24 protein-coding genes and 2 pseudogenes are annotated in these 26,351 nt (G+C 63.6%); 9 read left to right on the top strand and 17 right to left on the bottom strand.

Annotated elements, in window-relative coordinates; translation table 11 throughout:
* Positions 1–29: 29 nt before the first annotated feature.
* From R3C13_RS12595 to coxB, 6 genes and pseudogenes are all read right to left on the bottom strand, one after another.
* Positions 30–608, bottom strand: coding sequence for a cytochrome c oxidase assembly protein (locus tag R3C13_RS12595; RefSeq protein WP_371311180.1), 579 nt, complete (start codon positions 606–608; stop codon positions 30–32).
* Positions 608–796: a hypothetical protein gene (locus R3C13_RS12590; protein WP_371311179.1), complete on the bottom strand. Its 189-nt coding sequence runs from the start codon at positions 794–796 to the stop codon at positions 608–610. The genes R3C13_RS12595 and R3C13_RS12590 overlap by 1 nt, the downstream gene beginning before the upstream one ends.
* Positions 793–1,752, bottom strand: a complete 960-nt coding sequence (locus tag R3C13_RS12585) for a heme o synthase (RefSeq protein ID WP_371311178.1) — start codon at positions 1,750–1,752, stop codon at positions 793–795. Before R3C13_RS12585 ends, R3C13_RS12590 begins: the two co-directional genes overlap by 4 nt.
* A 37-nt stretch (positions 1,753–1,789) precedes the next feature.
* Positions 1,790–2,194, bottom strand: coding sequence for a hypothetical protein (locus R3C13_RS12580; protein ID WP_371311177.1), 405 nt, complete (start codon positions 2,192–2,194; stop codon positions 1,790–1,792).
* An 88-nt stretch (positions 2,195–2,282) separates the two neighbouring features.
* A pseudogene (locus R3C13_RS12575) lies at positions 2,283–3,959 on the bottom strand (cbb3-type cytochrome c oxidase subunit I).
* A 30-nt stretch (positions 3,960–3,989) separates the two neighbouring features.
* On the bottom strand, positions 3,990–4,958 hold the full coding sequence (gene coxB / locus R3C13_RS12570) for a cytochrome c oxidase subunit II (RefSeq protein WP_371311176.1): 969 nt from the start codon (positions 4,956–4,958) through the stop codon (positions 3,990–3,992).
* Positions 4,959–5,143: 185 nt separating this feature from the next.
* Here coxB and R3C13_RS12565 point away from each other — a divergent pair, with 185 nt between their 5' ends.
* The 3 genes from R3C13_RS12565 to R3C13_RS12555 all read left to right on the top strand — a co-directional run bounded on the left by R3C13_RS12565 (position 5,144) and on the right by R3C13_RS12555 (position 7,739).
* On the top strand, positions 5,144–5,695 hold the full coding sequence (locus tag R3C13_RS12565; protein ID WP_371311175.1) for a tetratricopeptide repeat protein: 552 nt from the start codon (positions 5,144–5,146) through the stop codon (positions 5,693–5,695).
* Positions 5,696–5,770: 75 nt separating this feature from the next.
* Positions 5,771–7,174, top strand: a complete 1,404-nt coding sequence (tldD, locus tag R3C13_RS12560; RefSeq protein WP_371311174.1) for a metalloprotease TldD — start codon at positions 5,771–5,773, stop codon at positions 7,172–7,174.
* 133 nt (positions 7,175–7,307) lie between these two features.
* Positions 7,308–7,739 carry a rhodanese-like domain-containing protein gene (locus R3C13_RS12555; protein WP_371311173.1) on the top strand — a complete coding sequence of 144 codons (432 nt, stop codon included), beginning with the start codon at positions 7,308–7,310 and terminating at the stop codon, positions 7,737–7,739.
* An 89-nt stretch (positions 7,740–7,828) separates the two neighbouring features.
* Here R3C13_RS12555 and R3C13_RS12550 read toward each other — a convergent pair whose 3' ends face one another.
* Together R3C13_RS12550 and R3C13_RS12545 are read right to left on the bottom strand one after the other, a co-directional pair.
* Complete coding sequence (locus R3C13_RS12550; RefSeq protein WP_371311199.1) at positions 7,829–9,427, bottom strand: peptide MFS transporter; 1,599 nt, start codon at positions 9,425–9,427, stop codon at positions 7,829–7,831.
* A 110-nt stretch (positions 9,428–9,537) separates the two neighbouring features.
* Entirely contained in the window at positions 9,538–10,920 is a 1,383-nt protein-coding gene (locus R3C13_RS12545) for a glutamate--cysteine ligase (protein ID WP_371311172.1), read from the bottom strand.
* Between the two features lie 106 nt (positions 10,921–11,026).
* Here R3C13_RS12545 and R3C13_RS12540 point away from each other — a divergent pair, with 106 nt between their 5' ends.
* Positions 11,027–11,662: a hypothetical protein gene (locus R3C13_RS12540; protein WP_371311171.1), complete on the top strand. Its 636-nt coding sequence runs from the start codon at positions 11,027–11,029 to the stop codon at positions 11,660–11,662.
* Here R3C13_RS12540 and R3C13_RS12535 read toward each other — a convergent pair.
* Complete coding sequence (locus R3C13_RS12535) at positions 11,659–12,429, bottom strand: 16S rRNA (uracil(1498)-N(3))-methyltransferase (RefSeq protein WP_371311170.1); 771 nt, start codon at positions 12,427–12,429, stop codon at positions 11,659–11,661. The genes R3C13_RS12540 and R3C13_RS12535 overlap by 4 nt on opposite strands.
* A 49-nt stretch (positions 12,430–12,478) precedes the next feature.
* Between R3C13_RS12535 and R3C13_RS12530 the strand changes: the two genes are divergently transcribed.
* From R3C13_RS12530 to R3C13_RS12510, 5 genes are read left to right on the top strand one after another with little or no spacing between them, the layout of a single operon-like run.
* On the top strand, positions 12,479–13,852 hold the full coding sequence (locus tag R3C13_RS12530) for an NAD-dependent succinate-semialdehyde dehydrogenase (RefSeq protein WP_371311169.1): 1,374 nt from the start codon (positions 12,479–12,481) through the stop codon (positions 13,850–13,852).
* A gap of 49 nt (positions 13,853–13,901) precedes the next feature.
* Positions 13,902–15,056, top strand: coding sequence for a 4-hydroxybenzoate octaprenyltransferase (locus R3C13_RS12525; RefSeq protein WP_371311168.1), 1,155 nt, complete (start codon positions 13,902–13,904; stop codon positions 15,054–15,056).
* Between the two features lie 31 nt (positions 15,057–15,087).
* Positions 15,088–16,047, top strand: coding sequence for a fatty acid desaturase family protein (locus tag R3C13_RS12520; protein WP_371311167.1), 960 nt, complete (start codon positions 15,088–15,090; stop codon positions 16,045–16,047).
* Positions 16,044–16,700: a DsbA family oxidoreductase gene (locus R3C13_RS12515; RefSeq protein ID WP_371311166.1), complete on the top strand. Its 657-nt coding sequence runs from the start codon at positions 16,044–16,046 to the stop codon at positions 16,698–16,700. The genes R3C13_RS12520 and R3C13_RS12515 overlap by 4 nt, the downstream gene beginning before the upstream one ends.
* Positions 16,697–17,488: an enoyl-CoA hydratase/isomerase family protein gene (locus R3C13_RS12510; protein WP_371311165.1), complete on the top strand. Its 792-nt coding sequence runs from the start codon at positions 16,697–16,699 to the stop codon at positions 17,486–17,488. Before R3C13_RS12515 ends, R3C13_RS12510 begins: the two co-directional genes overlap by 4 nt.
* Before the next feature lie 24 nt (positions 17,489–17,512).
* On the opposite strand, the gene R3C13_RS12505 is transcribed toward R3C13_RS12510, so the two are convergent.
* From R3C13_RS12505 to R3C13_RS12470, 8 genes and pseudogenes are all read right to left on the bottom strand, one after another.
* Positions 17,513–18,709 (bottom strand): hypothetical protein, encoded by a 1,197-nt coding sequence (locus R3C13_RS12505; protein ID WP_371311164.1) that lies wholly within the window; start codon positions 18,707–18,709, stop codon positions 17,513–17,515.
* Entirely contained in the window at positions 18,706–19,554 is an 849-nt protein-coding gene (locus R3C13_RS12500; protein ID WP_371311163.1) for a hypothetical protein, read from the bottom strand. Before R3C13_RS12500 ends, R3C13_RS12505 begins: the two co-directional genes overlap by 4 nt.
* A 230-nt stretch (positions 19,555–19,784) precedes the next feature.
* On the bottom strand, positions 19,785–20,192 hold the full coding sequence (locus tag R3C13_RS12495) for an ATP synthase F1 subunit epsilon (protein WP_371311162.1): 408 nt from the start codon (positions 20,190–20,192) through the stop codon (positions 19,785–19,787).
* Between the two features lie 13 nt (positions 20,193–20,205).
* A complete protein-coding gene (gene atpD / locus R3C13_RS12490) occupies positions 20,206–21,630 on the bottom strand; it encodes a F0F1 ATP synthase subunit beta (RefSeq protein WP_371311161.1) in 1,425 nt (474 codons plus the stop codon).
* Between the two features lie 38 nt (positions 21,631–21,668).
* Positions 21,669–22,547, bottom strand: coding sequence for a F0F1 ATP synthase subunit gamma (locus tag R3C13_RS12485; protein WP_371311160.1), 879 nt, complete (start codon positions 22,545–22,547; stop codon positions 21,669–21,671).
* Between the two features lie 36 nt (positions 22,548–22,583).
* A pseudogene (gene atpA / locus R3C13_RS12480) lies at positions 22,584–24,111 on the bottom strand (F0F1 ATP synthase subunit alpha).
* A gap of 7 nt (positions 24,112–24,118) precedes the next feature.
* Complete coding sequence (gene atpH / locus R3C13_RS12475; protein ID WP_371311159.1) at positions 24,119–24,664, bottom strand: ATP synthase F1 subunit delta; 546 nt, start codon at positions 24,662–24,664, stop codon at positions 24,119–24,121.
* Positions 24,665–24,871: 207 nt separating this feature from the next.
* Positions 24,872–26,329 carry a PcfJ domain-containing protein gene (locus tag R3C13_RS12470; protein WP_371311158.1) on the bottom strand — a complete coding sequence of 486 codons (1,458 nt, stop codon included), beginning with the start codon at positions 26,327–26,329 and terminating at the stop codon, positions 24,872–24,874.
* Positions 26,330–26,351: the final 22 nt, after the last annotated feature.

Genomic DNA, 26,351 nt, shown 5'->3' with positions numbered 1-26,351 from the left:
GACTGTTCCGGACTGAATACGCAACTGTTTCAGCCCCCGTTTACTGATTTCGCTGCCCCGGTAGCAGCCTGTTTCCCGGGCCCGGAATACTTTGAACTGTCAAAGAAAGTGTAGCTCAAAGTGATTGTTTCCAGGTTGCTGGCAACATGGTCGTCCATGATCTCCGGAGAGATGAAATAGACGACCGGCAATTTACGCGTTTCACCCGCCCGGATGATGCGTTCGCTGAAGCAGAAACACTCCAGCTTGTTGAAATAGAGACCGGCGAAATGCGGCGTCACATTATAGGCCGCAATGACGTGGATATCCTCGTCGGTCGGGTTCGACACCTCGAAGAAGGCGAGGCTGTTCTGGCCGATGCGGATGTCCTGTTCGGCCTGAAGCGGACGGAAAATCAGCGGCGTGTCGGCGACATTCGCATCGAACCGGACGGTCAGGGTCTGGTCCAGCACCTGCTTCGGCGCTGCGGTCGCGATCCGCGTGGTGCCGCCATAGCCGGTGACGCGGCAGAACGTGCTGTAAAGCGGCTTTGCCGCAAAACCGAGGCCGAGCATGCCGAGGAAAACCCCGACTGCCGCACTTGCCACCATACGGTTGGACCAAACCATCACATGCGCCCCGCAATGCCGGTGCCGGTGCTGAGGCGGATGAACGTGGTCAGCGCGACCAGCACGACGAAGGCCAGCAGCGCGAGACCGAGCCACAAATTCCGCCGCTTCTGCGCCGCGCGCGCTTCCGGGCTCAGCTGTGCCGGCTGCGGAAACTCGTCTTTTTTCGGTTCGTTCTGGTCTGTCATCGCACGCCTCCCGTCAGCGGGAAGTAAAGTCCCGCGCCATGCTCGGCGATGACCGCCGCGAAGATCAGGAACAGGTAAAGGATCGAGAAAAGGAACATGCTGCGTGCGAGTTTCATGTCCGCTGGCGCCGCATCCGAATCGCCCGCTTTCGAGCGCCAGACCCGGACCGCGAAGGACAGGAAGCCGATCCCGAGCACCGCCGCCACAACAGCATAAACCCAGCCGCCAAGCCCCGTCATGACGGGCGTCAGCGAGACCGCCAGCAGGATCACCGTGTAGGCCAGCATCTGGAAACGGGTTGCCTTCGCGCCATGCGTCACAGGCAGCATCGGCACACCGGCCTTCTGGTACTCGCCGTGCGCCAGCAGGCTGAGCGCCCAGAAATGGGGCGGCGTCCAGAAGAAGATGATGGCGAACAGGATCCACGCATCGAGCGGCGTGTTGCCCGTCACCGCAGCCCAGCCGATCACCGGCGGAAACGCGCCTGCCCCACCGCCGATCACGATATTCTGCGGCGTCGAGCGCTTCAGCCACATCGTGTAGATGACGCCGTAGTAGAAGATCGAGAAGGCCAGCAGCAGCGCGGCCAGCCAGTTCGACGCCAGCCACATCAGCATCACCGAGACGCCGCTCATGATGAGGCCCATCGCGATCGCCTCGTCGCGCGGCACCGCGCCGGACGGGATCGGCCGCGTCGACGTCCGCTTCATCACGAGGTCGATGTCGGAATCGTACCACATGTTGATCGCGCCTGCGGCGCCAGAGCCGAGCGCCACCGCCAGGACCGCAATCGCCGCCATCAGCGGGTGCATGGAAATGCCCGTCACGCCGGACGCCGCGACCAGACCCGCAACAGCGGTGAACACGACCAGCATCATGATGCGCGGCTTCATCAGCTGCACATAATCGCCGGCGGTGCCGTGGCGCTTTTCCTCTGTGGCGGTCATCTCGGTCATCTGTTCTGGGACATCCGCGGCGGCGCGGATCGTCCGTCTACTCCCTATCAAACCTGCGGCCCAGCCGCCATTCCAGTGCGAGGTACACGCCCTCTGCGATCATGAAGGCGAACGGCACGAGCATCAGGCTGATGAGGTCCGTGGCCGATCCGGCGAGACGCTCCATCATGTCGAACGCCCCGGCAAAGACGACACCGATCAGGCCGTAATTCAGCACGACCAGCATCCGCGTCGGACGCTTGCGCAGGATGCCGTTCGGCTGGCGCCACATCATCCAGAGGCCCACCGCAGCAGCCAGGAAGGCGGCAACGGAAATGCTGATTGCGATGTCCGGGTCCACGGTGCGGACCTTGTCGAACATCCTGTCCACTGCCGGATTGCGCGGCAGGAATACCACGATGAAGGCATACATGCCAATCACGATGGGAAGGCGGAGGTTCAAGCAAGGGCCTTTCTGTCTTCGTAATGCGAACGGCCTCCCGAAGGAACGGGAGGCCGCTGCAGTCAACTAAGCCTGTGCGGCGGGCGGGTCAGTGGCCGCCCTTGCCGGTGAAGTGCGGCAGTTCGTTGTACTGGTGGAACGGCGGCGGCGAGGGCAGCGTCCACTCGAGCGTGGTGGCGCCTTCGCCCCACGGATTGGCAACGCCCTTGCGGCGGCGAACGACGGCTTCGATCAGGCCGACGAAGAACACCAGCGTGGCAACCAGCGTGATCGCATAGCCGACCGACGACCAGTAGTGCCAGGTGGCGAAGCCGTCCGCATAGTCGATGTAACGGCGCGGCATGCCCTGCAGGCCCAGGAAGTGCTGCGGGAAGAACAGGACGTTGGAACCGACGAACATCAGCCAGAAGTGCAGGCCACCGATGAAGCCGTTGTACTTGATGCCAAACATCTTCTCGAACCAGTAGTACCAGCCTGCAAACAGGCCGAACACGGCTCGAGCGACGGCACACGGGCGTGGAAGTGCCGCCTTACATGTGCGGTGTCGTGCAGGCTATGGTCGTGCCGGCATTGGCCAGCACGACTTCGCCCGTCACCACCGATGGTGAACAGGAAGATGAAGAGCGATGGCCCAGAGCATCGGAACCTTGAACTCGATGGAGCCGCCCACATCGTGGCGATCCAGGAGAAGATCTTGATGCCGGTCCGGAACTGCGATGACCATGGTCGCCGCGATGAAGTAGGCCTTCAGGTCAACGTCCATGCCGACCGTGTACATGTGGTGTGCCCACACGACGAAGCCGATAACGCCGATCGACACCATGGCGTAGGCCATGCCGAGATAGCCGAAGGTCGGCTTCTTCGAGAAGGTCGAGACGATGTGGCTGATGATGCCGAAGGCCGGCAGGATCATGATGTACACTTCCGGGTGGCCGAAGAACCAGAACAGGTGCTGGAACATGATCCGGGTCACCGCCGCCGGCCCGGATTGAAGAACTGAGCCGAAGTTACGGTCGGTCAGCAGCATGGTCAGCGCAGCGGCGAGCACCAGCAACGACAGAAGCAGCAGCACAGCCGTCACCAGGACGCCCCAGGCGAACAGCGGCATCTTGTGCATGGTCATGCCAGGCGCGCGCATGTTCAGGATGGTGACGATGAAGTTGATGGCGCCGAGGATCGAGGCGATACCGGCCGTGTGCAGCGACAGGATCAGCAGGTCCATCGCCGGGCCGGGGTGACCGGTCGTCGATGACAGCGGCGGATACAGCACCCAGCCGCCGCCAAAGCCGTTGCCTGCCGAACCGCCCGGCACGCTCATCGAGATGCAGGCGAGAACGAAGGCTGCAACCGTCAGCCAGAACGAGATGTTGTTCATCCGCGGGAAGGCCATGTCCGGCGCGCCGATCATCAGCGGCACGAACCAGTTGCCGAAGCCGCCGATCAGCGCCGGCATCACCATGAAGAAGATCATGATGAGGCCGTGATAGGTGATGACCGTGTTGTAGAAGTGCTTGGCGTGCTGGATGGCCGCGTCGCCTTCAAGGCCGAAGAAGGTGGTCTGGATCCAGAGCATCGGGCCGATGCCCGGCTGTGCGAGTTCCCAGCGGATCAGGCCCGACAGCGTGTAACCCACAACGCCCGCGATCAGCGCGAACACGAGGTAAAGCGTGCCGATGTCCTTGTGGTTGGTAGAGAACAACCAGCGGGTAAAGAAACCCGGCTTGTGGTCGTGATCGTGATGGGCGTCGAGGGCGACTTCATCCATAGGCATGACGATCTGCTCTTCTTCTCGAGATTAATGGTTTGCAGCGGCGAACTTGACCTCGGACTGGTCAAGCGCGGCGATGGTTTTCACGGAGGCAGCCGCGGCATCGTAATCGCCGGTCAGCATAAGCTGCGCCCAGCGGTCGAATTGCGCCTGCGGCACGACGCGGACTTCGATCGGCATGTAGGCGTGGTTCACGCCGCACAGTTCGGAGCACTGGCCGTAATAGACGCCCGGCTGATCGACGAGGAACCAGCCTTCGTTCAGGCGGCCCGGAACGGCGTCGGTCTTGATGCCGAAGGCCGGAACGGCGAACGAGTGGATCACGTCAGCAGCGGCCGTGTAGTAACGGATGTAGCGGCCAGCCGGCACAACCATCGGATAGTCGACCGCGAGATTGCGCGGGCCTTCCGCCGAATCGGACGGCATGCCGGTCTGCAGCGGGTTCGACACGAACTCGAGCGGGTAACCGGAATCGTCCTGGATGTCGGGGTAGGAATAGGTCCAGTTCCACTGGTTGCCCTGCACCTTGACGTTCACATAGCCCTTGGCGGCGGCGTCAGGATTGTATTCCTTCACGAAGGCCTCGTACTGGGCCGACTTGCCGTCTGCCAGCAGCTTCTTCGCCGTGTCCTGCACGTTCTGCAGGTTCGGCGGCACGTCCTGGTAGTACAGATTCGGGAAGGACTGGCTGGCGACCGCGACGAGGATCAGCGCCGGGATCACGGTCCACAGCACCTCGATCAGCGTGTTGTGGCTGAACTTGCGCGGCACCGGGTTGGCGCGGCGGTTGTGGCGCACGATCACCCACACAAGCAGGGCCAGCACGAAGAGCGAAATCGGAATGATGATCCACAACAGGAAGGTGTGGAAATGATGAATGCGCTCCGCAATACGCGTAGCGGCCGGCTGCATGCCCAGTGCCCCGTCGACGGGTTCAAAGGCGAGCGCAGGGGCGGCGAACAAGGCTGCGCCCAGGGCGGCAATGAAGTGTCGCACGAATATGTCCTTGTGTCGTTGGATTCTCGAATCCAGTCCTTACAATACGTATAAGCCCCAATCCATATATTTCCCCCACCTAATATGTCCTAATTTGTCGCAGGCTGTCGCGCTTGCCCGGCTTTGTTGCTAGGGTTCCGCGACGCGAACCGGCCAGAGAGCCCCCACCCTGAAAGAGGTCCGCCATGTTTCGTCACATCCTGCTGGCAGCCGCCGGCGCCCTGCTCGTCCCCGCCGCCATGGCCCAGGTCTCCGTTTTCGGCGGCGGTCTTGCCCGCGATTGCTACGAGGCCGCCTTCTACCAGACCGTCTCGGCCCAGGAGGGCGAGAAGATCTGCAGCCAGGCCCTCAGCGCTGAAACGATGAAATTCGAGAACCGGGCCGCGACATTTACCAATCGCGGCGTACTGCGCATGCGCCTCGGCAAGTATGAAGCCTCCCTCGGCGACTATGACACCGCCAAGCGGATGAAACCCGACCTTGGCGCCATCTGGCTGAACGAAGGCGCCGCCTACATCTTCCGCAAGGACTATGGCTCGGCCCTGGCGTCCCTCGACAAAGCCGTCGAGCTGAACTCCCAGGATCTCTATGCCGCCTACTACAACCGGGCGATCGCCAAGGAAAACCTGGGCGACGTGGCCGGCGCCTATTACGATTTCCAGAAAGCGCTGGAGCTGAAGCCCGATTTCGAACGGGCCGAGTGGCAGCTGGCCCGCTTCAACGTGTCGACCAACTGACCAATCCGGCGGGGGCCGGCGGAAACTGCACGTCTGCCCCTTGCCGCCCCTGCCGCACGCGCGCATCTAGGCTGAATGACCGATACAGCCCTCCCCTTCGATCTTCGCCAGGCCACCGACATTCTTGCAGACGCCGTTCGCGGCGGTGACGATGGCGACCTCTACATCGAACGCTCGCGCTCGGAGAGTTTCGTCTTCGATGACGGCCGCCTCAAGTCTGCCGCGTTCGACACCGACCAGGGCTTCGGCCTGCGCGTCGTGGCGGGTGAGGCGCAGGGCTCGGGCTACGCCTCGGAACTGTCGCTCGATGCGATCCGCCGCGCCGGCGATACCGCGGCGCAGGCCAAGCGCGGCCATTCCGGCAAGCTCGCTGTGGGGCCTGTCCCGACCAACCGGCGCCTCTACCAGCCGATCGACCCGACCGCGGCGCCCGACTTCACGGTGAAGACCGGCCTCCTCGCAGAAATCGACGCCTGGACCAGGGCGCAGGATCCGCGCGTCGTCCAGGTCTCGGTCTCCCTCTCGGGCAGCCATACCGAAGTCGATATTCTCCGGCCCGACGGCGCGATGTTCTCGGACGTGCGCCCGCTGGTCCGCCTCAACGTTTCCGTGACGCTGGAAGAAAACGGGCGCCGCGAATCCGCAGGCGCCGGCGCGGGCGGCCGCGCGGCCTATGACGAATGGATCCGGCCCGAACGCTGGCAGGCCATGGCACGCAAGGCGATCCGCAAGGCGGACGTCAACCTGAAATCCATCCCGGCGCCCGCCGGCGAAATGGAAGTCGTGCTCGGCCCCGGCTGGCCGGCCGTGCTGCTGCACGAAGCCGTCGGTCACGGCCTCGAAGGCGACTTCAACCGCAAGGGCACCAGCGTCTATGCCGGCCGCATCGGCGAGCAGGTCGCCGCAAAAGGCGTCACCGTCATCGACGACGGCTCCATCGAAGCGCGCCGCGGTTCCCTCTCCTTCGACGATGAAGGCACCCCGACCCAGCGCACTGTCCTGATCGAGGACGGCATCCTGAAAGGCTACATGCAGGACCGGCTCAATGCCCGTCTCATGGGTGCGCAGCCGACCGGCAACGGAAGGCGTGAAAGCTATGAAGCCCAGACCATGCCGCGCATGACCAACACGATCATGCTGGGCGGCGACAAGGATCCGGACGAAATCGTCGCCTCCATCAAGCGCGGTCTCTGGGCCGTCGATTTCGGCGGCGGACAGGTGGACATCACCTCCGGCAACTTCGTCTTCCAGTGCACCGAGGCCTATCTCGTTGAGGACGGCAAGGTCGTCGCCCCGGTCAAGAACGCCACCCTGATCGGCCACGGACCGACCGTGTTGCAGGACGTCACCATGATCGGCAACGACTTTGCCATGGATGACGGCGTCGGCATGTGCGGCAAGGCCGGCCAGTCCGTCCCCGTAGGCGTCGGCCAGCCGACGCTGAAAGTGGGCGCCCTGACCGTTGGCGGCGCCGGATAAGCGCAGGATAAAATTGCTGTCATGTCCGGGCATTGCCTCTTGCCCGGAAATTTCTCTTTTGCCATTTTCTGGTCATATTCGGCCGGTCGCCCGAGTTCCGGCGGCTTGGCTTGTTATGTGTAGAGAGTGGATGATGAAGCGCCTGACAACCCTTGCCCTGGCCAGCACGGCCTTCCTAGCCCTGCCCGCATTGGCAGACCCGCAGCAGATTGCGGCCGATGCGGCCTGGAACATGGTGCAACGTGGCGACCTCGTGCTGATCGATGTGCGCACACCGTCCGAATGGGCCATGACGGGCCTTCCGCGCGACGCGCATCCCGCGACGCTTCAGGATGTCGATTTCCTCGCACAGGCCCGCGGCGCCGTGCTGGGCGATCTGGCGCAGCCCGTCGCCGTCATCTGCCGGAGCGGCAACCGCTCCAGCGCCGCCGCCGCGCTCCTTGAAAAGGCCGGCTTTTCGCACGTCTTCGAAGTCAATGAAGGCATGAGCGGCAACGACGTCGCCGGCGCTGGCTGGATCAAGCGCGGCCTGCCGGTCGACCCATTCATCCCGCCGGACAACTGATCCTCCGCGAACGGACTCTTCCGAACCAAATGAAATGCAAAAAGGGCGGCCTTCCGGGCCGCCCTTTTCAGTTCAGGGGTCTGACGAGACTAGCCGAGCGTCTTGGCGGAATCGCCGGGATCGACGTTCGATCCGAACGTGTCGACCGTGCCGACATCCTCAGCCGCATCGTCTGCCAGCGTTTCGAGGTGCATCATCTTCGTCAGGAAGGGCGAAGCGACCGCGAACAGGACGCCGACGCCGATCGCGAACCAGCCGACCTTCGAATAGACGGACAGCACCTGGCCGACGCCTTCGCCGCCGGAAGCGGTCGCCTGCGCGATCAGGGCGGCCACGGCATTACCGGCGCCGGAGGCAAGGAACCATGCGCCCATCATCAGCCCCACCATGGACGTGACCGACAGGCGCGTCATGGCCGACAACCCGACCGGGCTCATGCAGAGCTCGCCCGTCGTGTGCAGCAGGTAGATCAGGAAAATGAAGATCACCGGCGTCATCGCTTCCGAGCTGGAACCGAAGACCAGAACCAGGAAGCCGAGCCCGAGCTGTACCAGTGCCAGGGCAAACTTCATCGGCGCGCTGGGCTCCCAGCCCTTCTTCCCGAGCCAGACCCACACGCCCGCAAACACCGGTCCAAGCGTCATGATGTAGAACGCATTGATCGACTGGAACATCGATGCCGGAACTTCCCAGCCCAGCAGGTTTCGGTCGACATGCTCATCCGTGAAGATGTTGAGAGACGAGCCGGCCTGCTCGAACAAGCCCCAGAACAGTACGTTCGTGGATATCAGCACAAGCGCCACGATGATCCGGCTGCGCTGGTGCGGGTCCAGTTTCGCCACCGCACGCCAGACGATGTAGACATAGGTCACGATCATCGCGACCAATAGCAGCGTGTTCACGGTGCTCTGGCTGCGCACAAGGAACCAGACAATGAACGTCGTCACGATAGCGCCAAGCCAGATCGAATGCTCGCGGCTGAGCGGCCCGAGGAACTTCTCCGTCAGCAACTTCGGATTTGCCGGCTCGCCGGCGCCACGCAATGCAGGCTTGCCCCAGATGAAGACGATCAGTCCCAGCAGCATCCCGATACCTGCCGCGCCGAAGCCATAGGCCCAGCCATAGGTTTCGCCGAGATAGCCTGCGATCAGTGCGCCAAGGAACGCACCGGTATTGATGCCGACATAGAAGATCGTGAACGCGGAATCCCGCCGCATATCGGTCTTCTTGTAGAGCGAACCGACGATGGTCGAGATGTTCGCCTTCAGGAACCCGACGCCCGTGATGATCAGGGCAAGGCTGAAGTAGAATATGTTGAGGACGCCGCTGTCGGGCGCCTGCCCGGTCTGTACCGGATCGCCTTCGATCGCCATGCCGAGATGGCCCAGCACCAGGAAGACCGCGCCGATCGTGACGGCCTTGCGCGCGCCCAGATACCTGTCGGCGAGGAAACCGCCGATCACCGGCGTGATGTAAACCAGCGTGGTGTAGGCGCCATACAGGCCATAGGCCGCGTCGCGCTCGAACAGGAAATGCTTGGTCAGGTAAAGGACCAGCAAGGCCCGCATGCCGTAGTAGGAAAACCGCTCCCACATTTCAGTAAAGAACAGGACGAACAGTCCTGTCGGATGGCCCAGAAATGTCTTTTCAGGCCCGTGATGCGCGTCAACCGCGTGATCCGTCACCAGCTTCTCCCATAAACTGCCCAGAATTTTGCATATTGAGCCTGCTATTTCGCAAGGCTCAAGGCAGTTTCTGCTTTTTGGCGGTCACAGACGGGGAAGAATATACCTTTGCCTCAATACGCCTGCTCGCTGAACACGCGGCGCACGTCGCGGTTCCAGTCGCCGTAATAGCGGTCGAGCAGGCGTTCCGCGGGCGTCTTGCCGGAGCGGGCAATGGCCTCCAGTTCGTGCAGGTAGCCGGTTTCGTCGTCGCCCGAGGGGCCGAGATTCGCCCGGTTTTTCAGGCCGGTACGCGCGATCGCCAGCACATCCAGGGCAAGATCCTGCATCGAGCGGCCGCCCGGCACCGGTGTCCTGAGGCCCAGCGTCCGGACGCTCTGGCGCATCGCCTCGCGCTCCGCCGCCGTCCAGTCCTTCACGAGATCCCACGCCGCATCGAGGCAGGTCGGGCAATAGAGGATACCTGTCCAGAAGGCGGAAAACGCGCAAAGATGTGACCACGGCCCGGCATCGGACCCCCGCATCTCGAGGAATCGCTTGAGGCGCACTTCCGGGAAAATCGTCGACAGATGGTCGGCAAAGTCGTCCATGGCGGGCCGCTCGCCGGGCAGGATCGGCAGCTTGCCGTCCATAAAATCCCTGAAACTGAGGCCGCTGGCGTCGAGATACTTCCCGCCTCGCCGCACAAAATACATCGGCACATCGAGAGCATAGTCGACATATTGTTCGAACCCGAACCCGTCCTCGAACACGAAGGGCAGCATACCCGTCCGGTCCGGGTCCGTGTCGGTCCAGATCTGCGAGCGGTACGACAGGAAGCCATTGGGCCGGCCTTCCAGGAACGGCGAATTGGCAAACAGCGCCGTACCCAGCGGCTGCAGCGCCAGCGACACGCGAAACTTCTTCACCATGTCGGCTTCCGAGCCGAAGTCGAGATTGGTCTGGACCGTACAGGTGCGGAACATCATCTGGCGGCCAAGACGCCCGACCTTGTCCATGTATTCCATCATGATCTTGTAGCGGCCCTTCGGCATGATGGGCGTCTCGGCAAGACTCCAGATCGGGCTGGCCCCAAGGCCGATGAAGGCGACGCCCAGCGGGTCCGCAATCTGGCGCACTTCTTCCAGGTGCCGGCCGACTTCGGTGCAGGTCTGATGGATTGTCTGCAAAGGCGCGCCGGAAAGCTCGAACTGGCCGCCCGGCTCCAGCGACACGCTCGCGCCGTCGCGCTGCAGGCCGATCAGGTGGCCGCCTTCATTGATCGGCTCCCAGCCGAACCGGTCGCGCAGGCCTTCCAGCATCGCCAGGACCGAGGCCTTGCCCTCATAGGGAAGCGGTCGCAGTCCATCACGGATGAAGCCGAACTTCTCGTGCTCCGTGCCGATGCGCCAGGTTCCGGGGTCCGGCTTGTTACCCCCTTCAAGATATTCGACGAGTTCGTGTTTCCCGGCGATGCGCGGAGACGCCTCGTCAATATCCGCCGTTGGCGTGGTCATCCGCACCCTCCCTGGGCTCAAGCCTGAAGCTTGCAGATAAGGATGTTTCGCTCGCCCGCCAACCGGGTTATTCTCACTCTTCTGTTAAGCATGTGAGTACGCCGCCATGACGAAAATGACCGCCGACGAGCGCGACGATCTGAAGATGTGGGCCCGCATCCACATCCGCGGCGGCTATGAGCCCCTGGAGGAGATCGAAGAGATCCTGCTCGATTATGCGCAGGATTTCCGCTCGCCCCTGTCTGACCGCGACCGGCAGATCGAAGTCCGCAACGCGCTGGTCCAGGCCGTCTCGGCCCTGGTGCAGGAACAGCAGGCATGGCCGGTGCTGACCGATTATGACAAGCTGGAACTGGCCTTCGACATGCTTGAGGATGAAGGCGTCGTGGCGCGCCAGCATTTCACTTGCTGCGGCACCTGCGGCGCCTCCGAAATCGGCGCGGAAATCGAGGACTACGAGGCCCTCGGCCGGCCGGCCAAGGGCTACGTCTTCTTCCACCAGCAGGATACCGAAAGCGCCGTCGAAAGCGGCAGCCTCTACATCTCCTACGGCGCGGCGAACGCCGAAGCGACCAATGACGAGTGTCTCGAAATCGGGCAGCGCCTGTTCGACACGCTCACCAAGGTCGGCCTGAAGCCGATCTGGGACGGCAAGATCAACCACCGCGTCGGCCTTGCCATCGACTGGAAGCGTCGCTGGGAAGGCACCATGCCGAAGCCGATCAAGCGCTGGTTCTACTAGCGCCAGTCGCCTTTCAGGGCCTGCCACACTGACAATGCAGAGACGACCGCGGTCTCCGCGCGCAGGATGCGTGGGCCAAGGCTCACGGCGATCGTATCGTCCCGCCCGCGCAGCCAGTTGCGTTCCTCAGCCGTGAACCCGCCCTCCGGGCCGATCAGGATGGCAACAGGCGTCACCGCCAGCCCCGCCAGCACCTCAGCGATGGGCCCGGCCCGGCCCGCCTCACCGCCCCACGGGCGGTCCGTTTCATCCCCGGCTTCATCGCAGAAGATCACACGGGTTCCGGGCGTCAGCCCATCCAGTGCCGTCGCCAGCGCCATGAGCTCGGAAATCTCCGGCAGGTCCAGCCGCTCGGTCTGTTCGGCCGCCTCCAGGGCAATCTTGTGGAACCGGTCCAGCCGCACGGTGCGCGTCTGGGTCCGGTCCGTCAGCACCGGACAGATCCGCGCCGCCCCCAGCTCCGTCGCCTTCTCCACGATGAAATCCGTCTCGGCCTTTTTCACCGGTGCAAAAAGCAGTGTCGGCGCACTCACCGGCTGGCCCGGCTGCAACCGCATACGCTGCACCGGAACGAGGCTCGCCCGCTTGCCCTGCACCGCGCCGATCTCGGCCTGCCATTCACCGTCCCTGCCGTTGAAAACCCGCACTCCGGCCCCAGATGCCAGTCTCAGAACCCGCAAAAGGTAATTCGACTGCTCGTCGTCGAGCGTGACCGCCTCTCCTTCGGAAAGGCCGGCGGAAACGAAAAGTCGGGGCGTGCTGCTCATGCGCGCGGTATAGGCTCGAAGAAACGGGACGCAAAGAGAGGAGCACGGCATGGCCGGCAAGACAGCGCAGTCCATCAATCCGGCAACCGGCGAGATGGTCGAGACCTTCTCCCCGCACACCCCGTCCGATGTGGATGCCGCCCTCGGGCTGGCCACAGGGCGGTTTGCCTCCTGGCGCACCACGCTGCTCGACGAACGCGCCCGCCTCATGCACCGCGCCGGAGAGGTGCTCGACGCCCAGGTCTCCCGCTTTGCCCAGACCATCACGCGCGAAATGGGCAAGCCCATCACCCAGGCCGAGGCCGAGGTGAAGAAATGCGCCGCCGCCTGCCGCCACTATGCCGAACATGCCGGTTCCTATCTGCAGGACGAAATCATCCCGACCGAAGCCAGCCATTCGTTCGTGCGCCACCTGCCGATGGGTCCTGTGCTCGCCGTCATGCCGTGGAACTTCCCCTTCTGGCAGGTGTTCCGCTTCGCCGCTCCGGCGCTCATGGCCGGCAATGTGGGCCTCCTGAAACACGCCTCGAATGTCTGGCGCTGTGCCCTCGACATCGAAGACGTCTTCCGCGAGGCGGGCTTTCCCGAGGGCTGTTTCCAGACGCTTCTGGTCAGCTCCGAAGACGTAGAAGGCGTCATCCGCGACAGCCGGGTCAAAGCCGTCACGCTGACCGGTTCCGGCCCGGCCGGGCGCAGCGTTGCCGCGGCTGCGGGCGACAGCCTGAAACCCAGCCTGCTCGAACTTGGCGGGTCCGACGCGTTCATCGTCATGCCCTCCGCCGACCTCGACAAGGCGGTCGCCACCGCCGTGAAGGCCCGCACCCAGAACTCCGGCCAGTCCTGCATCGCGGCCAAACGCTTCTTCGTGCATGCCGACGTGTACGACGCCTTCACCAGCCGTTTCGTCGCGGCCTTCGACGCCTTGAAAGTCGGCGACCCGACCCAACGCGACACCGATATCGGCCCGCTTGCCACGCAAAAAATCCGCGACGAACTCGCCTCACAGGTGAGTGAATCGGAAAGCGCCGGCGCAGTCCGCCTGACTGCTGGTCGCAATTTGCCCGAGAGCGGCGCCTGGTTCGCCCCGGCCATCCTCGCCGAAGCCCCCGCAGGCAGCCCGGCAGCACACGAAGAACTCTTCGGCCCCGTCGCCAGCCTGTGGAAGGTCGACAGCCTCGCCGACGCCATTGCCCACGCCAATGACAGTGCCTTCGGCCTCGGCTCCGTCCTCTTTTCCAATGACGATGCAGACATTGACCAGGCCGTGCAGCAGCTCGATGCGGGCGCCACCTTCGTCAATTCCATGGTGGCGTCAGACCCGCGCCTGCCCTTTGGCGGCGTCAAGGCGTCCGGCTACGGCCGCGAGCTCGCCGCCGACGGAATGCGCGCATTCATGAATCGGAAAACCGTCTCCATCGCGTAAAAGGCGCATACGGCTGTTGGGACCGGGAATCCGCGTTATAAGCAGCGCCATGGCCGAGACGAACGCCCTTCCAGCCGACACTGCCCTGCCGGGCTGGCTCGCCAGCCTGCCGCCGGCGCTGCAGCCCTATGCCATGCTGGCCCGGTGGGACCGTCCGGTCGGCATCTGGCTGCTCTGGCTGCCCTGCGTCATCGGCCTCGGCTTTGCCCGCCTCAGGTCCGGCACCGGCCTGCATCTCCTCGATTTCGTCTGGGCCCTCCTGTTCCTCGCGGGCGCCATCGCCATGCGCGGCGCGGGCTGCACATGGAACGACATTACGGACCGGGACATCGATGCCGGTGTCGAGCGGACGGCAAGGCGCCCCCTGCCCGCTGGCATCGTCACGCTGCGCGAAGCCTATATCTTCCTCGGTGCGCAGCTCGCGGCAGGCTTCCTCGTCTGGCTGCTGTTGCCGGGCGACGCAAAGATCGTCGCGCTGCTGGCGCTGCCACTCGTCGGGCTTTACCCCTTCATGAAGCGGTTTACCTGGTGGCCGCAGGCCTGGCTCGGCGCGACCTTCAACTGGGGTGTCCTTGTCGGCGTCGCGACCGCGGGCGTGATCGGCGTGCCGTCCGTCCTGCTCTATCTCGGCCTCGCCCTGTGGACGATCGGCTATGACACGATCTACGCGCTGCAGGACCGGGAAGACGACGCCCTTGTCGGCGTGAAGTCCACAGCCCGCCTCTTCGGCAAGCATGCGGTCATCTACAGCTTCTTTTTCTATCTCGGCGCGGCTGCCCTGATCGCCGCGGCGGCCGCGCTGCAAGGGGCCGGGCGCGTCGGCGCGGTCACCGCGCTTGCCTTCCTCTTCCATGCCGCCCTGCAGGTCGGCCGGCTTCGCGGCGCAGCGGCCGAGCGCAACGCGCTTGCCGTGTTCAAGTCGAATGTCTGGGCCGGCGCCCTTGTCGCGGCCGGCTTTGCCGTCGCCGCCATGCTGCCCGAGCCCAGGCCCAAATCCATCTTTGCCGAACAGGAGATCGTCGGCGGCAGGCCGGACAAGGTACACCTGCCGTTCGGCCTCGAAATCCGAAAGGATGGGAGCGTCCCGCCTGGCGAGACATGGATGCTGAGCGATGTGCGCCGCGCCCTCGCCCGCTCCGGGCATCAGGTCCCCTTGCCTGCCCCTGCGCCACCCGACGCAACGGAAACCTCGCCCGAAGAGTGACGCGCGCGCCAGTTTGGCTTAGACTTCGGCCATGCCAGCTGCTGCCCGCATCCGCCCGCTCGACCTGTTTTCCCGTGAAGAATGGGAACGCGTCTCCGCTCGAAATGACTGGATGGGGCCGCTGCTTGTCCTGCACGCCTGGGCGGTCATCGCTGCGGCCATGGCGCTGTCCATCTGGTCGCCCTGGTTTATTCCGGTTTCGGTCATGCTGATCGGTGCCCGCCAGCTGGGCCTGACGATCCTGATGCACGACGCAGCGCACGGCGCGCTGCACTCGAACGCACAGATCAACGACTTCCTCGGCCAGTGGCTGTGCGGCGCCCCCATGGGCAGTCATGTGGTCCAGTACCGGAACTATCACCTGAAACACCATAAATACGCCCAGCAACAGGAAGACCCGGACCTTGGCCTCTCTGCCCCCTTCCCGATCACGAAATCCTCGCTGCGCCGCAAGATCCTCCGTGACCTGACAGGCCAGACCTTCCTGAAGCAGCGGAAAAACCAGTTCGCCAATGCCCTCGGCATCGGCATCAAAGCCACCAAAGGCAACATCAACCGTTCGCAGTCCGCCCGCGAAGCAGTGATCCCCATGCTGATTACCAATGCGATCATTTTCGCCGTGCTGGCCGCTCTTGGCCACTGGTGGGCATGGTTCGTCCTGTGGCTGTTGCCGATGGCGACCTGGATGATGATGATCACGCGCCTGCGCAACATCGCCGAACATGCCGTCGTGCCGGACAACATGGATCCGATGCGCCACGCCCGCACGACGCTCGCCAATCCGCTCGAAGGCCTGCTGCTGGCGCCCTATTGGGTCAACTATCACTGCGAGCATCATATGTTCATGCACATGCCCTGCTATCGCCTCGGTTTTGCCCACCGCGCCCTCGCCCGGAAGGGTGTCACGGACCGGATGGAAGTGCGGCAAGGCTATCTCAGTGTGCTGAAGATGGCCGCCAGCCTGCCCGAGCCCACGGCGGTGCCGGCATGACTGTCGTGATCGAAATGGTCTCCGATCTCGTCTGCCCCTGGTGCTGGCTGGGCAAGCGTCGGATAGAGGCGGCAATTGCGCTTGTGCCGGATGTGGACGTCGAGCTGATCTTCCGCCCCTACGAGCTCGACCCGACCATTCCTGCCGGCGGCGTCGACTACAAGGACTACATGCGCAAGGCATTCAGCTCACCGGAGGCAAAAGAACGCTCCGGCCTGATGCGCCAGGCCCTGGTCGATTATGGCGAGGCCGAGGGCATCCCCTACCGCTTCGATGAGATCACCCGCCGCCCGAACAGCCTCGATGCACACCGCGTCGTCCACTGGGCGCAGGGCCAGCACAAGGGACCGGCCGCCAAGGAGGCGCTGTTCCGGGCCTTTTTCCATGACGGCCGCGACATTGGCGACCATGGCGTCCTCGTCGACATCGCCCGCCAGATCGACCTCGACCCGACCATCGTCGCGGACCTCCTGTCAACCGATGCCGATGTGGTGACGGTCCGCGCCGAGGAAAAATTCTTCCGCGAGGTTGGCGTCACCGGCGTGCCGACCTACATCGCCAATCGCCAGTTCGCGGCCCAGGGCGCTGAAACGGCAGAGAAACTCGCCAAATTCATCCGCCATGCCGCGGACCATCCCCCGCAGGCCGCATGAGCACGCTCGTCAGCACACAGATCGATGGCCGGATCGCCACCGTGCGCTTCGACACCGGCGCGCGGGCAAATGCCCTCAGCCAGCAACTGATGCAGGAGCTGACCGAGGCCGCCCTCCAGTTCCATGACGCCCCCGAAATCTCGGCCGTCATCCTCACCGGCCGGGACGACCAGTTTTCCATGGGCGCCGACCTGAAAGACCCAGCCGGCACCGCCGCGGCGAAATCCTCACTCAAGGAGCGGCGGATCCTGCTGCGCCGCGGCCCGCGCCTGTGCGAGGCGTGGGAGAATATCGACGCGCTCACCATCTGCGCCGTCGAAGGCTGGTGCGTCGGCGGCGGTGTGGCGCTCGCCACCTCGTGCGACCTGCGTGTCGCGGCGGAAAACGCCACCTTCTACGTGCCGGAGGTCGAGCGTGGCATGAACATGAGCTGGGGCTCCATCCCCCGCTTCGTAGCGCTTGTCGGCCCCGCCCGGACCAAGCGCATCGCCGGCCTCTGTGAGAAGGTGGATGCGGCAACGGCGCTGAACTGGGGCCTTGCCGATCATGTCGTGCCGGCCGGCACCGCCATGCACAAAGCCCGCGAGATTGCCGAGGCCGCCGTGCGCCTGCCGCCCACGGCGCTCAAGATGGTCAAGCACGACGTCAACATCGCCGCCCTCGCGCTCGCAAAGGCGACGGCGCATCGCGACCTCGACGCCTTCGCCCTGCTGCAGCGCTCAGATGATTTCCGTGAAGGCATCAAGGCCTTCTTCGAGGGGCGCGACCCGGAATTCACCGGCGACTAGGGGCGCTGGCTGGCAAGCGCGCGCTCAGCCGAGGCACTTCGTGATCGTCGCATGCCAACGATTGGCATCTTCCCTGTCTTCGCCCATGACAAATCCCGTTACCACCGAGGCATCGGGCACCGACGGCATTTCACGCCCGTCGATCGCTCGGTAGATGACGAGGCGACCGGAATCGATATGACGGCGCAGCGCGCGTTCGGCATCGCTGATATTCAGGCCGGAATTCACATTGAGCGAACGGCTCGCGCGGAACCTGCCCCGCTTTGCTGCGGCAGGGTGGAACAGCGTTTGCTGGGTCGAGCCCTGCGGACGGAAGTTCGGATCGAAGACAACAATCCGCCCGTCCTCAGAGACGCCGATATCCATACCAGCCGGACCTCTGAACCCCATCGTCTTCGCGTTCTCACCGATCTCGATCGCTGCCTTCACGCCTTCCATCGGGAACGGATCGTCGTCATCGATGATGTTCCCGATCTGGCGCGCGGGCGACGAGAACAATTGTTCTGCAGCCCCCAGATACCGCACGCCAGTTTCTTCGATGGACAGGCTGACACACCAGCAGCCCCTTACAGACACCGCTTCCTCCACGATGATCTCATCCACGCCATCAAGGGATTTGAAGAAGTCCCAGGCCGCTCTGACCTCGTCCCGGCTTTCGCAATAACGCACCGCATAGCCCATGCCGGTTGGCATATCGCCACCTGACTTGATGTAGCAGGGCACGGGAATATCCGGGATCGATTCTGTATCCATACTGATGATTGACCGGTCTGCCAGGTATTCGCTTGGCACAATGAGTGGCAGGTTCCGTTTGGAATTCAGTTTCCGCCAGAGGCGCGGGGACACATAATTTGCTGCCTCCGGATACCTTCCTTTTCGGGGCGGATATGGCCATGCCAGCTTGTGGCCTTCGCGGACCAGGCTGCGGGCATGCCGATAGGCTTCTTCCGGCGTCGAGAATGTCCGCATGTCCTCAGCCACCTCGATGCCCGATCGCGCGATCATACCGAGGGTCTCCGACGTGGCACAGCCCTTGTGTCGAACCGTCACCCGGCCATTCATACCGCCCATCATCGTCGTCGAAACCGTATCCGCAGCACTTGCCGGCACGCCCAGAAACCTCAGCTGCGCGACATCCACACGGGGCGCAAACGCGACACCGGCGGGCAGGAGCGAGCGTTTCCCGAGCGTGGAAACGAGGGAGGCTTCTATCGCTTTCATATGTAGGCCTCGATCCCCTCCGCCAGCGACCGGATACGCGGCGAGTTCGTCGCATTCGAATGGCCAAACGAAGGTGTCTTGTTTGCATCGAGCAGAAAGGCCTTCCCGTCATGCTCGACATAGTCGAATTTGCCGTAGTCGAACCCCATTTGCTCACGAATGGCGCGCAGGTTTTCTGGGATGTCAGAGAAGAATTCGTGGCGCTCGGTTGTCGCCACCTTCACCAGCGGATCCGGAGACAGGTTGCGATAGGCATACTCCTTGTCGCCAAAGAAAATCCAGCCGCGCACGCCATATAATCCGTCCCCGGTGCGTTCCGGCAGGAATTTTTCCACGATCAGGCTATCGTCGTTCCAGACCCAGCCCGGAACATCATCCTTGTGCCGCAACACCGGGTAAAAACCGGGCGGCAACTGGCGGGCCAACCGCCACGATCGGTTGGAGAGCCGGCTGCGCACCTTGCTGCACAGCGACGACATGAGGCCGATCCGTTCAGACTTCCCACCTTCCGGAACGCCGAAATGGTTGAGGTCGGTTTTCACGATGACCGGTCCATTCCAGTCGTCGCGCTCGCTTGTTCGAAGGACGGAAATATGGGTCTTGGATATATCGAGAACATTGCCGTTCAGCACGGCGGTCCCGGCCGGCGCCTGGGCAAGCTCGCTCTGGTTCAGGCGCGTCTTGTCATGATGCAGGATGCAGACATCCGCACGTTCGGCATAGGTGTCGTTACACTCGACCTGCAGGCCCTTTTCGCGCCACAGGCGCATCAATGCCGACAACATGTAGTGGTCCGGCATGTGCGGCGTCAGGTTCGAGATACTGATAAGGATTTGGCGGTTCATTCTGTGACCGTTGCTCACCTTGTAATGGAAGCAGGGGTCAACGTGATGCACGATCCGTACCGTATCGCCCTCAGTCAGGCGAAAAACACAAAATATTCCGCAAAATCTGAAGGTTAGCTGGATGGGTCGGCACCACCTTTTGCCGCGACAGCCCTAAACAAATGGGCCGCTGATCAAATCAGCGGCCCATATCTTTCCTGCGGAGCAGACGAAGACTGTCTGTTCCAGGCCTAGTTGACCATCGCCGCCTTCAGGCTTTCGAGATAGTCGTAGTGTTCCTTCGCCGTGGCACGGGCGGAATCTTCCTTGTCCAGGGACTGGATCTTCAGAAGCGTCGCGTCCAGTTCGGCCTGCACGTCTTCGACCTTCAGGCCGTCCAGCAAGCGGGCCTCTTCCGCGAGGATGGTCAGGCCCGCGGACGTGATATCCGCAAAGCCGCCACGCACGAAAATGCGCATCTTGACCGTATCGCCTTCCAGCACACGCACGACACCGTTCTTCAGCGTCGTCATGAACGGGGCGTGGTTCACCAGCACGCCGAACTCACCGTCCGTGCCCGGAGCGATCACATGATCGACCTCTCCGGAGAACAGCTCCTTCGCAGGCGAAACGAGCGAGAAGTGAAGTTTATCGGCCATTCGTTCTGTCCGCTTATGCGTCTGCCATCATCTTGGCAGCTTTGGCTTTCGCCTCGTCGATGTTGCCGACCATGTAGAAGGCCTGCTCCGGCAGGTGGTCATACTCGCCGGCGATCAGGCCCTTGAAGCCCTTGATCGTGTCTTCGAGCTTCACCTGCACGCCCGGCGAACCGGTAAAGACTTCGGCCACGTCGAACGGCTGCGACAGGAAGCGTTCCACTTTCCGCGCGCGGGCCACGACGAGTTTGTCTTCTTCCGACAGTTCGTCCATGCCGAGGATGGCGATGATGTCCTGCAGTTCCTTGTACTTCTGCAGGATCTCCTGAACGCCACGGGCAACCTGGTAGTGCTCTTCGCCGATGACCAGCGGGTCGAGAATACGGCTGGTGGAGTCCAGCGGGTCCACGGCCGGGTAGATACCCTTTTCCGAGATCGCACGCGACAGAACCGTCGTGGCGTCAAGGTGGGCGAACGAGGTCGCAGGCGCCGGGTCGGTCAGGTCGTCAGCCGGAACGTAGACTGCCTGGATCGAGGTGATCGAGCCCTTGGTCGTCGAGGTGATGCGCTCCTGCAGCTGGCCCATGTCGGTGGCCAGCGTCGGCTGGTAGCCCACAGCGGACGGGATACGGCCAGTGCGGACACTTCTGCACCGGCCTGGTGAAGCGGAAGATGTTGTCCACGAAGAACAGCACGTCCTTGCCTTCTTCGTCGCGGAAGTATTCGGCCTGGGTGAGGCCAGTCCAGCGCGACGCGGGCACGGGCGCCCGGAGGGCTCGTTCATCTGGCCGTACACGAGGGCCGCGCGGCTTTCGCCTTCCAGGTTGAGCGTAAACCTTGATCTGATCATCTCGTGGTAGAGGTCGTTACCTTCGCGGGTCCGCTCGCCGACACCGGCGAACACCGAGTAGCCGCCGAACAGTTTGGCGATGTTGTTGATCAGTTCCATGATCAGAACCGTCTTGCCAACGCCGGCGCCGCCGAACAGGCCGATCTTGCCGCCTTTGGCGTAGGGGCAGAGCAGGTCGACGACCTTGATGCCGGTGACGAGCACTTCGGATTCGGTCGACTGGTCGACGAAGGCCGGTGCCGGGGCGTGGATGGCGCGGGTCATGTCCGAACCGATGGGGCCGAGTTCGTCGATCGGTTCACCGATGACGTTCATGATGCGGCCGAGCGTCTTCGGGCCCACCGGCACGTTGATCGGCTTGCCGCTATCGGCAACCGGCTGGCCGCGGACGAGACCTTCGGTCGAGTCCATGGCGATCGTGCGCACCGTGTTCTGGCCGAGGTGCTGGGCCACTTCCAGCACGAGGCGCGAACCGTTGTTCTCGGTTTCGAGGGCGTTGAGGATGGCCGGCAGTTCGCCGTCGAACTCGACGTCGACAACGGCGCCGATGACCTGGGAAACACGGCCTTTGGCGTTTGCGGGAATGCTCATGCGGGTCGTCTCCTTTGGAGCGGGTATCTTCTTGAGGGCTAGAGCGCTTCAGCGCCCGAAATGATTTCGATGAGTTCTTTGGTGATCTGGGCCTGGCGTGCACGGTTGTACTGCAGCGAGAGGCTGTTGATCATGTCGCCGGCGTTGCGGGTCGCATTGTCCATGGCGGTCATGCGGCTCGCCTGCTCGCCGGCCGCGCTTTCCAGCATTGCCGACAGAAGCTGCGTGTTGATGTAACGCGGCAGCAGGGTTTCCAGAATGTCGGATTCCGAAGGCTCGTAGCGATAGATCGCGCCGCCGAGGTCAACGGTTTCCGCTTCCGCCGGGGCGGCAGCCGGGATCAGCTGCTGGGCCGTCGGCACCTGGCTCAGGACGTTCTTGAACTGCGAATAGATCAGCGTCGCAACGTCGAACTCGCCATCGTCGAACCGCTTGGTCAGGCTGTGGCCGAGGGCGATGGCGGATTCGGTAAAGTCGCCGCCCTTCACGCCCGACAGGTCGACATGGCCGACGAACAGGCTTTCGCAGTCGCGCTTCAGCTGCTCGCGGCCTTTCTTGCCGACGGTCAGGACTTTCACGGTCTTGCCTTCGGCCTGCAGCTCCTTGATCGTCTGGCGGGCCAGCTTCGCGGTGTAAGCGTTGAAGCCGCCGGCCAGGCCGCGCTCGGCCGTCATGACGACGACGAGGTGGGTCTGGTCGCTGCCGGTGCCGGTCAGCAGTTTCGGGCCGCCGGCGCCTGCCGATGCGGACAGGTTCGCCAGCACCGATGCCATGCGCATGGCATAGGGCCGCGCAGCCGTCGCGGCGTCCTGCGCGCGCTTCAGCTTCGCCGCGGCCACCATCTGCATGGCCTTGGTGATCTTCTGCGTGGATTTCACGCTTCCGATCCGGTTTTTAAGGTCCTTCAGGCTGGGCATTTCAGGCCTTCCAGTTCGTGCTCAGTCTTTCGGGGCTCAGGCAAACTTCGCGGTGAAGTCGTCCAGGGCTTTCTTGATCCCGGCTTCGATGTCGTCCGTGAGGGCTTTCTCTTCACGGATCTTCTTCAGCAGGTCAGCCTTGGTGCCACGCAGGTGAGCCAGCAGCTCTTTCTCGTAGCGGGTGACGTCCTTCAGCTCGATGCGGTCGAGATAGCCGCGCGTACCGGCGTAGATCACGCAGACCTGCTCTTCCATCAGCAGCGGCGAGTACTGCGGCTGCTTCAGGAGTTCGGTCAGGCGGGCGCCGCGGTTCAGCAGCTTCTGCGTCGCGGCGTCGAGGTCGGAGCCGAACTTCGCGAAGGCGGCCATCTCGCGGTACTGGGCGAGTTCGCCTTTCATCGAGCCGGCAACTTTCTTCATCGCTTTCGTCTGGGCCGAGGAGCCCACGCGCGACACCGAGAGGCCGACGTTCACGGCTTCCGGCGGATGCCCTGGTAGAACAGGTCAGTTTCAAGGAAGATCTGGCCGTCGGTGATCGAGATCACGTTGGTCGGGATGTAGGCCGACACGTCGTTGGCCTGGGTTTCGATGATCGGCAGGGCCGTCAGCGAACCGGCGCCATTGTCGTCGTTCGTTTTGCCGCGCGCTCGAGGAGGCGCGAGTGCAGGTAGAAACGTCGCCCGGATAGGTTTGGTCATCTTGCGGGCGGCGCAGCAGCAGGGACATCTGGCGGTAAGCCACAGCCTGCTTGGAAAGGTCATCATAGATGATCAGGGCGTGCATGCCGTTGTCGCGGAACCACTCGCCCATGGCGCAGCCGGTGAACGGTGCGAGGTATTGCAGCGGGGCCGGCTCGGACGTTGCCGAAACGGATCGTGTACTCAAGCGCGCCGCGCTCTTCGAGCGTCTTGACGACCTGCGCCACGGTGGAACGCTTCTGGCCGATGGCGACGTAGACGCAGAACAGCTTTTCGCTGTCGTTCTTGGCCGCGTCATTGGTCGGCTTCTGGTTCAGGATGGTGTCAATGCAGATGGCAGTCTTGCCGGTCTGGCGGTCGCCGATGACCAGCTCGCGCTGGCCGCGGCCGACGGGGATCATGCCGTCGATGGCCTTGATGCCGGTCATCATCGGCTCGTGCACGGATTTCCGCGGGATGATGCCCGGTGCTTTCACGTCCACGCGCGCGCGATCCGTCGCGTCGATCGGGCCCTTGCCGTCGATCGGCTCGCCCAGCGGGTTGACGACGCGGCCGAGCAGGCCCTTGCCAACCGGTGCCGACACGATCTCGTCCAGGCGCTTGACGGTGTCGCCCTCTTTGATGTCGCGGTCGTCGCCGAAGATCACGACGCCGACGTTATCGTTTTCGAGGTTCAGGGCCATGCCCTTGATGCCACCGTCGAACTCGACCATCTCGCCGGCCTGCACGCTGTCGAGACCGTAGATACGGGCGATACCGTCGCCCACCGACAGCACCTGGCCAACGTCCGAAACTTCGGCTTCAACGCCGAAATTCTCGATCTGCGACTTCAGAATGCCGGAGATTTCTGCTGCTGAGATATCCATCGAGCGACTAAGCTCCCTTCATGGCGGTGTTCATGCGTTCCAGTTTGGCGGCAAGGCTGGCGTCGATCAGCTGAGAGCCGATCCGCAGCTGGATGCCGCCGATGAGCGAGGAATCGACCTCGCTGGTCAGTTCGACCTCGCCGCCAACGGCCTTGGCGAGGATTGATTCGATGCGCTGGCGCTCGGCGCCGGTCATTTCCTTGGCGGTGCGCACAACGGCGCGTTTCACGCCGCGCTGCTTTGCGTAAAGCTCGTCAAAGGCGATCTGGGCACCGGTCACATCCCCCGCCCGGCCGTTGCCGGCCATGGTGCCGAGGAATTTGGTCATCAGGTCGCCAAGACCGGCCTTTTTGGCCACTGCCGTCAGGGCCCTGACCTTGTCGTCGCGGGCAAAAGCCGGCGAGTTCAGCAGGCGCGTGAGATCCTCAGACCCTGCAGCAAGCGCTACAAAGGCCTTGAAATCCTTATGGACATTGGCGAGGTCGCCCTTGTCCTGAGCGAGTTCGAACAGCGCGGTCGCATAGCGGCGCGCTGCTTCGTTCGCGTGAGTCATCTTTGATCCAGCCAAGGGGCGTTCGTCCGTGGTTGAAATGGGCAAAATGGCCCGGAAACAGCAAACAGGGCTGCGGTTCAAAGCCCCGCGCCCATGAAAACTGTGCGCCGCTTAGCATCAGTCATCTGGCCTGACAACATGGCCAAAGCGTCAATGTCTGCGGCGAAATGACAAACGGGTGACGAGGCCGCCAAGCCCCTCTCGCCGTTAGCCTTTGGGGCCGGGCTTCAGGGCCTCCTGGTGGAGCAGGCAGAACCGGCGCACCGCAGCGGCTTCTTCCTCGGTAGGATACCTGTTTGCGAAGCCCCTGACCTGCACCACAGACCCGTTCCGCATGGTCTCCAGCGTCAGCCGGTGCTCGTTCTTGCCCCCGGCAATGCGGCGAACCCGCCAGATGCTGTGCGCTCCACTGCGGCACACATCGTCCCGCGTGGCCACGCAGTGGCGCATCACGCGGCCCTCTTCCGCCAGCTGCCACGAATCGCCAAGCCGCTGGAAATGCCAGTCGACCGGCCCCTCGGGCCCACTGGCGCTGACATGGATCTCTTCCACGCGGACCTTGGCGAACCGGACAAATTCGGACTGAGCCGCCCCCAGTTGCCTGTGCCAGTCCTCCATCTGGCGGATCAGGCTGGCCCCGGTCCGGCCACGAAGGCTGAAGCCCTCTTCCGGCGCCTGCAGTTCAGCCCCCTCGTGCACGACCAGCCCCGGCAGACCGAACCGCTGCGCCCGCACGAAATCGACCAGCGGGCCGATCTGGTAGGGCGGAATATCCGGATTGGCGGCAAGGAACCGGACGAATCCATCCCAGAAGGCCCACTCGGAGACGTCGCGGGCAAGGCCGGTGTCCAGCAACGCCGCCAGCGCCTCGCCGGTCAGGCCGTGCGCCAGCGCTTGCGCCCTGCGTATCGCCCGCTCGACCGAATACTCCACCGGGGCGTCCCTCAGCGCGTGCAGCATGCGCCGGGTGAGCGGCGCCGGCAGGCCGGCCTCCTTCAGGCTGCCGCCCCGGCCAAGCTGGACATAGGCCGCCCGCACCTGAGCGCCCACCTCGTCCCGGCGCAGCCAGGCGCTGTCCATGAAGCGCGGCACATCGCCGAACCGGTCCAGCAGGTGGCGCACCAGGCTGGAAAGAATCTCCCCGGCGCTGCCCTGCGGCGGCCGCCACGCCTCCAGCGGACGCACCCACCAGGCCCGGTAATCGTTCAGCGCGATCAGCGCATGCATGGCGGGAATGCCGGTCGCATCCGGCACGGTCATGGTCATTAGCGGCCCTTGGCGCGACAGGCAGCGCAGCATGTGCTGCAGCGCATCGGCCTCAAGATCATCCAGCCCCGCTTCCTGGATGATTTCCGCGGCCGCCTGCAACGGCCGATGCCGCACCTCCCAGTGCCGCAGCCGGCCTGAGCAGATCGCCTCGATCAGGACTTCCGGCGAACGGAAATGGCGCGCGCTCCGGAGGTCGCGCTCAAGCTCCAGATAACGGACCGAGGCTTCGTTCAGCTTGCGCAGAAAGCTTTTCGGCCCGCCCCCGCCGGTAAAGCCGCGCATCAGGCACCAGTCCTCATACTCCCCGCAGCTCGAGAAATCGAGACGCCGCCAGTGCGCCTCTGTCGTCGGCGCAACAGATTTCGCGATATTCCGCATTTCCACGAGCGACAGCATGGCCGGAGTCTAGCACCAGCCG

This window comes from Hyphomonas sp. (genome assembly GCF_041398385.1).
Taxonomy (GTDB): Bacteria; Pseudomonadota; Alphaproteobacteria; order Caulobacterales; family Hyphomonadaceae; genus Hyphomonas.
Note: the sequence above shows the minus strand (reverse complement) of the source record. Positions and strands in the feature narration are given on the sequence as shown.

What these genes read in the sequence shown, in the direction of transcription:
- R3C13_RS12595 (WP_371311180.1), bottom strand. Translation starts at nt 608, where the DNA reads ATGGTTTGGTCCAACCGTATGGTGGCAAGTGCGGCAGTCGGGGTTTTC.
- R3C13_RS12590 (WP_371311179.1), bottom strand. Translation starts at nt 796, where the DNA reads ATGACAGACCAGAACGAACCGAAAAAAGACGAGTTTCCGCAGCCGGCA.
- R3C13_RS12585 (WP_371311178.1), bottom strand. Translation starts at nt 1,752, where the DNA reads ATGACCGAGATGACCGCCACAGAGGAAAAGCGCCACGGCACCGCCGGC.
- R3C13_RS12565 (WP_371311175.1), top strand. Translation starts at nt 5,144, where the DNA reads ATGTTTCGTCACATCCTGCTGGCAGCCGCCGGCGCCCTGCTCGTCCCC.
- tldD (WP_371311174.1), top strand. Translation starts at nt 5,771, where the DNA reads ATGACCGATACAGCCCTCCCCTTCGATCTTCGCCAGGCCACCGACATT.
- R3C13_RS12555 (WP_371311173.1), top strand. Translation starts at nt 7,308, where the DNA reads ATGAAGCGCCTGACAACCCTTGCCCTGGCCAGCACGGCCTTCCTAGCC.
- R3C13_RS12545 (WP_371311172.1), bottom strand. Translation starts at nt 10,920, where the DNA reads ATGACCACGCCAACGGCGGATATTGACGAGGCGTCTCCGCGCATCGCC.
- R3C13_RS12540 (WP_371311171.1), top strand. Translation starts at nt 11,027, where the DNA reads ATGACGAAAATGACCGCCGACGAGCGCGACGATCTGAAGATGTGGGCC.
- R3C13_RS12535 (WP_371311170.1), bottom strand. Translation starts at nt 12,429, where the DNA reads ATGAGCAGCACGCCCCGACTTTTCGTTTCCGCCGGCCTTTCCGAAGGA.
- R3C13_RS12530 (WP_371311169.1), top strand. Translation starts at nt 12,479, where the DNA reads ATGGCCGGCAAGACAGCGCAGTCCATCAATCCGGCAACCGGCGAGATG.
- R3C13_RS12525 (WP_371311168.1), top strand. Translation starts at nt 13,902, where the DNA reads ATGGCCGAGACGAACGCCCTTCCAGCCGACACTGCCCTGCCGGGCTGG.
- R3C13_RS12520 (WP_371311167.1), top strand. Translation starts at nt 15,088, where the DNA reads ATGCCAGCTGCTGCCCGCATCCGCCCGCTCGACCTGTTTTCCCGTGAA.
- R3C13_RS12515 (WP_371311166.1), top strand. Translation starts at nt 16,044, where the DNA reads ATGACTGTCGTGATCGAAATGGTCTCCGATCTCGTCTGCCCCTGGTGC.
- R3C13_RS12510 (WP_371311165.1), top strand. Translation starts at nt 16,697, where the DNA reads ATGAGCACGCTCGTCAGCACACAGATCGATGGCCGGATCGCCACCGTG.
- R3C13_RS12505 (WP_371311164.1), bottom strand. Translation starts at nt 18,709, where the DNA reads ATGAAAGCGATAGAAGCCTCCCTCGTTTCCACGCTCGGGAAACGCTCG.
- R3C13_RS12500 (WP_371311163.1), bottom strand. Translation starts at nt 19,554, where the DNA reads ATGAACCGCCAAATCCTTATCAGTATCTCGAACCTGACGCCGCACATG.
- R3C13_RS12495 (WP_371311162.1), bottom strand. Translation starts at nt 20,192, where the DNA reads ATGGCCGATAAACTTCACTTCTCGCTCGTTTCGCCTGCGAAGGAGCTG.
- atpD (WP_371311161.1), bottom strand. Translation starts at nt 21,630, where the DNA reads ATGAGCATTCCCGCAAACGCCAAAGGCCGTGTTTCCCAGGTCATCGGC.
- R3C13_RS12485 (WP_371311160.1), bottom strand. Translation starts at nt 22,547, where the DNA reads ATGCCCAGCCTGAAGGACCTTAAAAACCGGATCGGAAGCGTGAAATCC.
- atpH (WP_371311159.1), bottom strand. Translation starts at nt 24,664, where the DNA reads ATGACTCACGCGAACGAAGCAGCGCGCCGCTATGCGACCGCGCTGTTC.
- R3C13_RS12470 (WP_371311158.1), bottom strand. Translation starts at nt 26,329, where the DNA reads ATGCTGTCGCTCGTGGAAATGCGGAATATCGCGAAATCTGTTGCGCCG.